The organism is Shewanella sp. FeAMO (assembly GCF_053653955.1).
Map to the genome: position 1 here is coordinate 322,425 of NZ_CM132201.1, position 11,233 is coordinate 333,657.

8 protein-coding genes and 1 other RNA gene are annotated in these 11,233 nt (G+C 55.5%); 4 read left to right on the plus strand and 5 right to left on the minus strand.

The window, feature by feature from the left end; all coding sequences use genetic code 11:
* Positions 1-2: 2 nt before the first annotated feature.
* Positions 3-1,832 carry a penicillin-binding protein activator gene (locus ACWAU4_RS01575; protein WP_219014702.1) on the minus strand — a complete coding sequence of 610 codons (1,830 nt, stop codon included), beginning with the start codon at positions 1,830-1,832 and terminating at the stop codon, positions 3-5.
* 88 nt (positions 1,833-1,920) lie between these two features.
* On the opposite strand from ACWAU4_RS01575, the gene rsmI reads away from it, so the two are divergent.
* A complete protein-coding gene (gene rsmI, locus ACWAU4_RS01580; protein WP_028780979.1) occupies positions 1,921-2,763 on the plus strand; it encodes a 16S rRNA (cytidine(1402)-2'-O)-methyltransferase in 843 nt (280 codons plus the stop codon).
* A gap of 44 nt (positions 2,764-2,807) precedes the next feature.
* Positions 2,808-3,177, plus strand: an RNA gene (gene rnpB / locus ACWAU4_RS01585) — RNase P RNA component class A.
* A 45-nt stretch (positions 3,178-3,222) separates the two neighbouring features.
* Here rnpB and ACWAU4_RS01590 read toward each other — a convergent pair.
* From ACWAU4_RS01590 to ACWAU4_RS01600, 3 genes are all read right to left on the minus strand, one after another.
* Complete coding sequence (locus tag ACWAU4_RS01590; RefSeq protein ID WP_082050117.1) at positions 3,223-4,017, minus strand: substrate-binding periplasmic protein; 795 nt, start codon at positions 4,015-4,017, stop codon at positions 3,223-3,225.
* A gap of 68 nt (positions 4,018-4,085) precedes the next feature.
* Positions 4,086-5,735 carry a ShlB/FhaC/HecB family hemolysin secretion/activation protein gene (locus ACWAU4_RS01595; RefSeq protein ID WP_454290418.1) on the minus strand — a complete coding sequence of 550 codons (1,650 nt, stop codon included), beginning with the start codon at positions 5,733-5,735 and terminating at the stop codon, positions 4,086-4,088.
* A gap of 156 nt (positions 5,736-5,891) precedes the next feature.
* On the minus strand, positions 5,892-7,112 hold the full coding sequence (locus tag ACWAU4_RS01600) for a threonine/serine exporter family protein (protein WP_025889321.1): 1,221 nt from the start codon (positions 7,110-7,112) through the stop codon (positions 5,892-5,894).
* 216 nt (positions 7,113-7,328) lie between these two features.
* Between ACWAU4_RS01600 and ACWAU4_RS01605 the strand changes: the two genes are divergently transcribed.
* A complete protein-coding gene (locus tag ACWAU4_RS01605) occupies positions 7,329-7,733 on the plus strand; it encodes an MAPEG family protein (RefSeq protein ID WP_025011611.1) in 405 nt (134 codons plus the stop codon).
* A gap of 174 nt (positions 7,734-7,907) precedes the next feature.
* Entirely contained in the window at positions 7,908-10,271 is a 2,364-nt protein-coding gene (locus ACWAU4_RS01610; protein WP_335919251.1) for a YgiQ family radical SAM protein, read from the plus strand.
* 58 nt (positions 10,272-10,329) lie between these two features.
* On the opposite strand, the gene ACWAU4_RS01615 is transcribed toward ACWAU4_RS01610, so the two are convergent.
* The gene (locus ACWAU4_RS01615) at positions 10,330-10,941 is read right to left on the minus strand and encodes a TetR/AcrR family transcriptional regulator (RefSeq protein ID WP_454290419.1); all 612 of its coding nucleotides are present in this window, start codon (positions 10,939-10,941) and stop codon (positions 10,330-10,332) included.
* Between the last annotated feature and the right edge of the window lie 292 nt (positions 10,942-11,233).

The following is an 11,233-nucleotide window of genomic DNA, read 5'->3' on the forward strand; positions in this document are numbered from 1 at the left end:
GCTTACAGTGGCCGCAAAACGCCGCGCTGGTATTTGGCCCAACTGAGCTGACGATCGATCACGCCATCCGGGCTCACCGTCAGCTGGCCGCTGCGGCCACTGTACTGGTATCCGGGGAAGGCATGCATCTGAGCCAGACGATTGACCAGCTGCAGGGCATCATAGCCCATTACATACAGGCGTTTTTGGGCATTGCCCCAGGTGGGCCACAACTTGTTGACCGCTTCGGTTTCTTCACTGGCCTGCAGCAACCAGGGGATATCACTGATGGTGATATTGTTCAGTTCAATCGCGGTTTGCTTGGCGTTGTCTTCCTGACGGGCGCGGCTACTGGTATACAGCGGCACTTGCTCGGCAAAGACACTGAAGTTGACATCGATAAAGGGTTTCAGCAGTGGCAAGTCCTGAATCCCCGAGATCATATAGATGGCATCGATATCGGTACGGGAGCGGAAGTCGGCCTTCACCTTACTGCCCAGCAGTGCCTTAATGGCCTGGATCCTCGCCTTGCTGTCAGTCACGCCAAGGGCACCTTCCACGGTTTCGCGCATCTTGTCACCGTTATCATAGAAGTGAACCTCGGCATCACTGTCGGTCAGCTCCATCCAGGTCTGCTTGAAGCTCTGGGCCATACGTTGGCCTACGGCATCATTGCTGGCCAGCAGCAGTGGCACCTGTATGCCATCCTGATACATGCGTCTGGCGGCATCGCTGGCTTCCTGAGTGGGAGACAGGGCGAAGTAGTACTTATTCTGTTGCGGTTGCAGCTTATCTATTTGATTGAGAAACAGTTGCGGCGGGGTATCTGTCTTTGCAGCTTGCTGGGCCGCCATCACCTGTTCCACTTCGTTTTGCAGCAGCGGGCCTATCACAAATTCCGCGCCGCTCTGCAGCGCTTGCTGGTAGGCCTTGTCGGCACCTTGGGCCGTGTCGAAGAAGTTGAGGCTGACATTGCTGTCCGGGTCGCTCAGATAACTGGCCAGTATGCCCTGACGCACTGTGTTGGCGACTCCGGCTCTTGGGCCCGAAAGAGGTAGCAGCACGGCAATATTGCTGGGTCTGTATGGCTTGGCACTGAGCGCCAGCTGCAGATCCGAAGGCAACTGCACCGCCGCAGGATGATAAGGATTACGTTTCTGCCAATCACTCAGCTGGCGGATCAGGCTTGAGGGATCCACCGCGTAGTGTTTGGCCAGATAAGCCAGCTGCAGCCAGCCGGTAAATACGGCATCGCTCTCTTGAGCGGCAAAGCTCTGCAGGGTTTCTTCCTGCAGTGGCTTGAGCAATTGCCAAATTTCATCGTTAACCTCGCCGGTCGCCTTCACCGGCAGATACTGACTGAGCTTACTCAACTCACGCACTTGCTCCACGGGTTGCTGGTTGGCAGCAAATAGTCGGGCACGGGCTTGGTGATAACTGGCCCATTGCCAATCGGCCAGTTGCCAATTACCGGGGTAATTCAGGGTGCTCAGGGCCTCGGCGTTTTTGCCGGTCAGTTCTTGCAGGCGGGCGCTGAGAAAACGGTGCTCGGCCTGGATTTCATCCACCGGGCTCAGCCCGGCCTGCATTGAACGCAGAATATCTGCAGCGGCATCTGTATCACCTTGCTTGAGGTAAGCATTGGCGGCCAACAGCAGGTAACGCTCGCGGTTTTCCTTGCTGGGCGCCTTGGCGGCAAATGCCAAATACTCGGCCGGGGCTTGCGGGGCACTGACCAGAGAAACGACGGCCAGCTGATCTTTGTCTGCCGATGGCGTGCTGCTACAGCCCCACAGGCTGGCAAGCAAAATCGCAGCAGAAATGTACTTAACTCTATTCAGGCTTTTTAACACAGGGCTTCACTCTGGTAAGATGCTGGCTCTAGTTTAACCTTCTATTGTGCCTGACGAAAGTCTCGGCACTTTCATCTCCGAGGTAGTTATGGACCTGTCGGTCGCGCTGTATATAGTTCCCACTCCCATAGGCAACCTGGGGGACTTGAGCCCCAGGGCTCTGGAAGTATTGAATCAGGTGGCTTTGATCGCCTGTGAAGACACTCGCCACAGCGGTAAATTGCTGAGTCACTTCGGCATAGACACCCGCACGACAGCGCTGCATGACCACAATGAACGTGCCCGGGCGCAGTGGATTGTCGAACGCCTCGGCGAAGGTGAAGCCATAGCGCTGATCAGCGATGCCGGTACGCCGCTGATTTCCGATCCCGGCTATCACCTGGTATCCCATGTGCGCGCCGCCGGTTATCCGGTGATCCCGCTGCCCGGCCCTTGCGCCGCCATTGCCGCGCTGTCGGCATCTGGCTTGCCCTCGGATCGCTTTTCGTTTGAAGGCTTTTTGCCGGCCAAAGACAAAGGGCGCCAGGATAAACTGCTGGCGCTTAGGGAAGACCCGCGCACCCTGATTTTCTATGAGTCTCCCCACAGAATTCTGCCCAGCCTCAAGTCGCTGGTGGAGGTCCTGGGGCCGGATAGGCAGATGGTGATGGCGCGGGAACTGACCAAGACCTTTGAAACCTTCCTCTGCGGCACCACGGCCGAAGTGCTGGCGCAGGTAGAAGCCGATGCCAACCAGCAGCGCGGTGAAATCGTGCTTATGCTGCACGGTTTTGTCAGTGAAGAAGCAGACGAAACGCCCGCCGCGGCGCTGGATACCCTCAAACTACTCTGTGATGAATTACCGCTGAAGAAGGCGGCCGCCATTGCGGCACAGATCCATGGGTTGAAGAAAAACGCTCTCTATAAAAAAGGGCTGGAGCTGGGCTGGTAAGGAAATGCCTTGGTGTGAGGCTCGCTATGGGCTATAATCTGCGCCGAGTTGGCCGGGCAGTCGCTGCGTTCGCAAGAACGGGGAGGAAAGTCCGGGCTCCATAGAGCAGGGTGCCAGATAACGTCTGGGCGGCGTGAGCCGACGACCAGTGCAACAGAGAGTAGACCGCCTGCCTTCGGGCCGGTAAGGGTGAAAGGGTGCGGTAAGAGCGCACCGCGCGGCTGGTAACAGTTCGCGGCACGGTAAACTCCACCCGGAGCAAGATCAAATAGGGTTCCACTATTCTTCGGAATTAATGCGTGGCTCGCGTTGGAACCGGGTAGATTGCTTGAGCCTGTGAGCGATTGCAGGCCTAGAGGAATGACTGCCGCTCCTTCGGGAGAACAGGACCCGGCTTATAGGCCAACTCACCAAATAAAATGAGGCCGCCCGTGTTATCACGGGCGGCCTTTTGCTTTTCTACTCGAGTGGAATGTTCATGGCTTGGGCTTGCTCAGGCTGCCATTGGGCCGGTTCAACCTGCCAGCGCTGCAGTAGCTGGTGCCAGGCTTCTCCCTGCTGCAATTCCAACAACAGCCGATTGAAGCGGGCTATGGTCTGTCGGTCATTATGACGGATATCGAATGCCAGACAGTAGTAAGTCTTGGGTTGGCTGGGTAGATAGTCCAAGCCTTCAATCCCCTGTTTCCCTGCGTACCAGCGACCGACATCCCGGTTGACAAAATAGGCATCAAAACGCTTTCTGGCGAGCATTTTCAGTGGTAACTCATCGCTTTGTGGAAAGGTAACCACCTGCATGGGGGGGACTTGTTGCCGGAGCAGTTCCTGATTCAATTTTTGCAGGGCATTGTGGGTATTGGATGGTGAGAACACTGCCACACGCTGATCCGATAGCTGCTGCATCTGCTTCAAACTCAGTGCTTTGAGGCTGAAGAAACCATATTCAGACTGCAACAGGGGGACCGAGAAATAGTATTGTGAGGTGCGATAATCTGCCCAGGCCAGCCCCATGGCACCGGTTTCTCCCGAGTTCATCTGTTGCCTGGCGCGGCGGTTGGGCCACAGCTTGAGTTGGCAGCCTTCCTCCCAGCGCTGGCAGGCCAGGCGAGTCATCTCTACCATGACGCCCTTGAGTTCTCCTTCTTCCTGAAAGCTGTATGGCGCAAAATCAAAAAAGGCGATTTTCAACGTGCTTGCCTGTGCCGATATCAGGCACGACAGGCCGAGCAGCACAGAGGAAAGGAGTTTTTTCATGTCAGGTCCAGGTTGCTGTGACCCTTCAAGTTTAGTGCAGAGTTTGCCGCTGGGTTGGCAAAGTCAGCCTAGAAACTCTGTTTCACTTGAAAGCGCCATTCCCAGCCGTCTACTTCCTCGCCCCGGGTAAAGGGCACGCTGAAATCGATATGGGCGACATGACCATAACTGGAGCGGGAAGAGTAGATTCTGGCACCTATGCCGATAGAGCCTATGGGGCCCGAGACTTCGTTGTCATTGGCCATGGCACCACCAAAGGCCTGACCGACATCGATAAAGGCGGCCCAGCCCAACTCTGCCAGTTGGTAGAGGTTGATATTGGGGTAATAGCGGATTTCGCCGGTCAGCAGCCATTGATTGTCACCGTGCTGGTAGTCGTTGGGATAACCGCGAATGCCGGTTTCATCCCCCAGTGCAAAGGGACGGTCGATATAGTTGTTGTTGGAGTTGGACAGCCGCACCTTGGAATAGGCGGTCCACTTGGGGGTGAACTTATAAAAATACTCGGCGGCAACATTCACTTGATAAAAGTCCCGTTGCCGGGTGGCCAGGGTGGCTTCACCGCTAAATGCCAGCAACAGTAGTTCCTTACCCTCAAAATAGCCGCGACTGCTGCGCCAGTTGAGGTGATAGCCAAGGTTGTCACTGTCTTTGGTTTCCAGCCCCAATTTAACGCTGTGATGCCAGCCGAGGTTGAAGTCTTCGTTATAGTTGACCAGGTGAATATTGGTCAGTACCCGAAAGTCATCCTGCAGGTACTCCCATTCTACCCAAGGGTAGAGAAAGTCTCTGTCCTGAGGCAAGGGCTGCTGCGGGTATTGAGGCAGGGCGTGAAAGCTGTGCTTATCCTGGGTAACTCCAAGGCGTAATCTTTGCCGGCTCTGGTTCTCTTTGGCGAACATAAAGCCCCAGTAGAGGTTGCGATAGCGGATCTCTTCATCGAACTCGTTGATGTCGAGGCCGTTTTGGCGAATGGTGTCGATTCTGTCTTCATCCAGATACTCGGCACCGTAGGCCCGGGTGTCGTCCAGGGTATAGAAAGGCTTGTCGAAATACAGTTGTTTGGCCTGACCATCGCTGTTGTCATAGAAGTTGGCCGCCACAGTGGCATTTTTGATGATGTTCAGCGGCATTTCGAACGCGACTTTGTAGCCGGTTCTGTCCTCGTCGGATTGATACTTCAAACGGGTGCGGATCCCCAGGCCCAGAATATTGTCGTCTTTCAACCCGACGGAGAAGCTGTTGTTGCCGCCGCTGCGTCCCAGGCTGATAGTGGGCAGCAGCGACCATTGATCCCATGTTTCCACCAGCAAGGTTTCACCATCAGGCTGTTGATCGGCACTCGGGTCGACCTTGACCACAGAGATCCTGGCGTCTCTGAGATAGGCTTCACGCCTAAGAATTCGCTGCGCTTCTTCCAATTGCCTTGGGGTCACTTCCTGCCCCTCCTGGATACTGAGGCGATTGAGGATCACCGACTCCCGGGTATTGATATGCAGGGCGTTGGCCCAATTATGCAGGAAGATGGCGTTGTCGGCAGACTCGTCGAAAATTGGGTTGCTGACCACCACAATTTTGCCAACCCTGAATCGCTCAGGGAGTGGATTTTGGCCTTGGGAAGACGAGGTTGTGCTATCGCCTTTGGTGCCGGTTTCGGCCAAAACGGAGAGGCTGGCAAACAGGGTTGCCAGAAGCAAGACACTGCGGCTTGTTGCCATAGACTGCCTCCTCTCGGTAGTGAATATCGGGCTGATATTCACACTTCAATAACACAACCGAATAGGCGGTTAGTCAAGGCGACCTTCGAAATAAAGTAATGATTTAGCTTGTAATAAACTATCTTTTCCCGGCGCTAATGCCCACGGCAGCTGTGTTTAGAGAGTATTTCTCGGCGGCACCACCACGTTGGAGAAGATAAGCCCGGCGATCAGTGACATAAATATCAGAAAGATCTGCGACCCCAGATGCGACTGGTTCAACATGGTTTCACCCGAGATCAGCACATTGAGGCCGATATAGGTCTTGGAGCCAGGCACCAGGATGACTATCCCCTGTAGCAGAGCTATGGAGGCCGGTGCCTTCATCCAGCGGGCAAACAGGTTGGCGTAAATACCCACGGCCAGGGCGCCGAAGAAGATCCCCAGAGAATCCCCCAAATAGAGGCCGCCGAACATGGCGGAGAAGAAGGCCACAATACCGGCCAGTACGCCCCAGGGGGCATCTTTGAGCCTGGCCTTGAAGATAAACACCAGCGCCATGGAAAGTATGGGCACCGCCGACCAGATGGCCCAGCGAGGCAACGGCATGGGCTCAATATAAAGGGATTCGCCGAACAGGGCATTGCCTATTGCCACGCCGAGTACGGCGCCGAAGTAGAGTTTAAATAGCAGCATTACCGCATCCATGATCCTCATGGTGCCTGACATGAGATCCCTTGCCGCCAGTTCGGCCAGGCCCAGGGTCAGCGCCAGGCCGGGAATAAAGACGATGATCCCCGACAGTACCACCACGGGGATATTCAGCCCGGCATCCAGTTGCGCCAGGCCACAGGCGGCGAAACCGGCCAGCATGGCGGCCAGAGGCTCCAGCAGTTCGGCCATCCGCCGCGAGCGTTCGGCGCTGAATACCAAGCCATAGACCAGCATGCCTATCAAGGCCGACCAGAACACATCATTCCAGCTGCTGCCCATCAGCATGGCAAAGGCGGCGGCCGAGGTACCAAAGGCGCCCAGGGTTAACATAGGGCCATAGGGATTGGGCTTGTTGGCTATCTCATCCAGCCGTTCCAGCGCTTCACTCAGGCTGCGTTGCCCCAGGCTCAGCTCCTGCACTAAGGCGTCGGTACGGGCCAGCGACCCCAGATCCAGCTCGCCGGGTTTGACCCTGGCAACATGGTTGTATTCCTGATCTGTGTCGTGCTGCAGCACAAAGGTCATCGAAGTGGGCGAGATCAGAAAATAGCCTTCGATGCCGAGCGTCTTGGCCACTGTCTGCAAGTGGGTTTCGAGCCGATAAGCCGGGGTGCCGAACTTATGCAGAGCCTTACCCAACTTAATGATAAAACGGCGCTTTTCAATGAATTCTTGATTATCCACTCGGTTTCCCACTGTGCCCTTGATTGGATGGACGGCTTTTTGCCCGCGCGGATTCTACAGCAAGGGGGCAGAATCCGGTTAATGACATTTTAAAAATTATTTCCTTTATGTGAGCTTAAGTGCAAGCTTGTTGCGTTAAGGTTGATTGGCTGCGCTTGGACAGCGTCGCATCAGTCAAGGCTGAACAGAGAATTTCAAAAGGAGATAAAATAACTTATGTCATTGTTTATATCGGGTTTTTATGCCGCATTGACGGGGCTTTTGGTCTTGGCTTTAGCCTACCGGGTGGTGCGTTTGCGCCGTGCTTACAAGATAGGCCTGGGCGATGGCGGTAACGATGCACTGCATTTGGCCAACCGGGTACACGGTAACCTGCTGGAAAATGCCCCGATAGCCTTGCTGCTTTTGGTGCTGGCCGAGGCCAACGGCATGGCCGGCGTTTGGTTACATCTACTGGGGACGATTTGGCTGGTGGCCAGATTGCTGCATGCCATAGGTCTGACCCAAGGCAAGGGCGGTTACCACCCGGGCCGTTTCCTCGGCACCTTGTTCACCTGGATAAGCATACTCGTGCTGGCGCTGTTTAACCTCTGGCAGTATGTGGGGCGCTTATTGCTCTGAGCCGAGATAAGCCACAATCCTAGTAGGGCCTTGGCTTGCAGGCACAAACAAGGGGCACAAATAGTCGGCAATTGGTGAAAAATTAGTCACACTTAACCAGGTTAGCCTGTTATACTCCGCGGCCCTGAGGCAGCGTGGCTGCCGTGTGTCGAATCCTCTGATGGTCAGTCTCAAATGCAAGTCGAATCCAGCTTATTTCAGTATCCCAAGTATTGGGCCGAGTGTTACGGCACGGCTCCCTTTCTGCCTATGTCCCGCAAGGAGATGGAACAACTGGGATGGGACAGCTGTGATGTGATCCTGGTGACAGGTGATGCCTATGTGGATCACCCCAGTTTTGGCATGGCGGTGATTGGCCGTTTGCTGGAAGCGCAGGGATTCAGAGTGGGGATCATCTCGCAGCCGGATTGGTCCAGCAAAGAGGCCTTTATGAGCCTGGGTAAGCCGAATCTGTTTTTCGGGGTCACTGCAGGCAATATGGATTCGATGATCAACCGTTATACGGCCGATCGTAAACTGCGCCACGACGATGCCTATACCCCGGGCAATGAAGGCGGCAAGCGCCCGGATCGCGCCGTGACTGTTTATACCCAGCGCTGTAAGGAAGCCTTTAAAGAGGTGCCCGTGGTCATAGGCGGTATCGAGGCCAGCCTGCGGCGGATTGCCCACTATGACTATTGGTCCGACAAAGTGCGCCGCAGTGTGATTTTTGATGCCAAGGCCGACATCCTGATCTACGGTAATGCCGAGCGGCCGCTGGTGGAAGTGGCGCACCGTCTCGCCAAGGGTGAAACCATGGCGCAGATGCAGAATATCCGCGGCACAGCGGTTATCCGAAAAGAGCCACTGCCAGAATGGCGCGGCATGGACTCGCGCAAGATAGATCAGTTGCACAAAATTGACCCTATCCCCAATCCCTATGGCGCCGATGATGTCGGCTGCCAGAACTTGTCCGGTCCATCCGACAAGAAGATCTTCGACAACGACGCTCCCAAGCCCATCAGCGTGCAGCCACCCAAGCCAAGGCCCTGGGAGCAGACCTATGTGTTGCTGCCGGCCTTCGAGCGGGTGAGTGAAGACAGATACCTGTACGCCCATGCATCGAGGATTTTGCATCAGGAGCAAAACCCAGGTTGTGCCAGAGCCCTGTTCCAGCCCCACGGCGATCGTGGTGTTTGGGTCAACCCTCCGGCCTGGCCGCTCAACACAGATGAGATGGATGCGGTATTCGACTTGCCTTACGCCAGGGTGCCACACCCGGTTTACGGCAAGGCCAAGATCCCGGCCTACGACATGATCAAGACCTCGATCAATATCATGCGAGGCTGTTTCGGTGGCTGCTCATTTTGCTCGATAACCGAGCATGAAGGGCGAATTATCCAGAGCCGCTCGAAAGAATCAATTATCAAAGAAATTAAAGATATACAGCAAAAAGTGCCCGGCTTTACCGGGGTGATTTCCGATCTCGGCGGCCCAACGGCCAACATGTATCGTCTCGGCTGCAAGAGCGAAAAGGCCGAAAAGACCTGTCGGCGCTTATCCTGTGTCTTTCCCAGTATTTGTGGCCATTTGGACACAGATCATCAGCACACCATAGATCTTTACCGCGCCGCCCGGGATGTTCCCGGGATCAAGAAGGTACTGATCGCCTCCGGCGTGCGGTATGACCTGGCGATTGAAGATCCGCGTTACGTTAAAGAGCTGGCCAAGCACCATGTGGGCGGCTATCTCAAGATAGCGCCGGAACATACCGAAGAGGGGCCTTTGTCCAAGATGATGAAGCCAGGTATGGGCACCTACGACAAGTTCAAGGAGCTGTTCGACCAATACTCGGCCGAAGCGGGTAAGCAGCAGTATCTGATCCCCTATTTTATTTCGGCTCACCCGGGCACCACGGACGAGGACATGCTCAACCTGGCACTGTGGCTCAAGGAGCGTAAGTTCAAGCTGGATCAGGTGCAGAACTTCTACCCATCGCCTATGGCCAATGCCACGACCATCTACCACACAGAGCTGAACTCGTTGAAAAACGTCAAACACAGCAGCGAAGAGGTGCCGGTGGCCAAGAAGGGGCGTCAGCGGCGACTGCACAAGGCCCTGCTGCGCTATCACGACAGCGCAGGTTGGCCGCTGATCCGCGAGGCGCTTATCGCCATGGGGAAACAGCATCTTATCGGCACCGGGCCACAGCATCTGGTGCCCCCGGAAGGCCGCGCCGAAGCCTGGGCCGGTAAGCATAACCGCAAGGGGGCAGACAAGGGCCGCCAGGGACTCACCCGTTTCAGCGACAATCAGTTTGCAGAGCGCAGCGGCAAAGCCGCCAAGGGTAAGTCCACTGAAGGGGCCAAAGGCGGTAACAAGGCCGGAAAAGGCAAGGGCGGCGACCACACAACAGGCAAACCGACAACAGCTAAAGGCTCCAAGCCCGGCAGTGGCAAAGCCAGACCAGGTGCCAGGCCTGTCTTTGGCCATGCTCAGAGCCATGCTCAGGGTAAAAGTCAGGGTAAAAGCCAGGGCCAGAGTAAGAAATCAAAGTAAAAACCCAAGACGATAGAGGGCGCTAGCAAGCCTTTGTTCTAAACAAGGGCTGCGTAGGCTAACAGCCCAGCAGACGCCGGAATTCCAGTGACAGATCTTTGCCGAGTTGTTGCGCCGTCGCTTGGCGGTCCTTGATGCCGTTATGCATGGCGTTGTCTACCGCGCCATGCATGCCGTGATAGAGGATGATGGCGCTCAGCTCAGGCCTTTGCAACTGCCAGGCGCCATGGCGCTTGCCGCTTAGCAAAAGCTCAATAATCTGCGCCAACACCCGATCCCGCTCACTGTTGCCGTGACCGTGATAATAGTTGTCATGGAAGAGTAGGTCGTGCAGCTCTATACCGGCCAGATAGGCGTTGACACTGGCCCGGCACCAAACATCCAGTCGTGTCGGCCAGTCATCGCTATCGCAGGCATCCATTGCCAGTTGCACCTGCTCGACAAAATGCCGGCTAAAGCGTTGCCGCAGAGCCGAGAGTATCTCCGGCTTGGCATCGAAGTAGTGGTAAAAAGTCCCCTTGGCGACCTTGGCCTCGCGCACTATGTCGCTGACTGTAGTGGCTTCAAACCCCTTCTCAATAAATAACTTCTGGGCCGCATCCATGAGTTCATCGAGACGAACCTCTGCCGGTTTGGTACGTGGAGCTCCCGGGGTGCTGTTATTTGTCATTAGCCATACCACTCAATATAAGAAGTTTGATCTGCCAGGAAACTGCGTCGGCCAGGATAATGTTTTTCTTGGCCGATTGGCCGCCAAATTCTTTCATACTCGCCGAGTGAATCAAGCCCCTGTGCATTAGGAAGGTGCGAACAAATCCCATGTGTGCTCTGCGTCGGCTTACGGGCCTGAATGCAAGGCGTGGTTTGCAGTAAATGGCCCTAGTCCTTTGCAAGAAGCACAACACAGCAGGCAGGCTTGTAAGCCAGAGTGCCACGAGGACTTATTCGCACCTTCCTTAGGT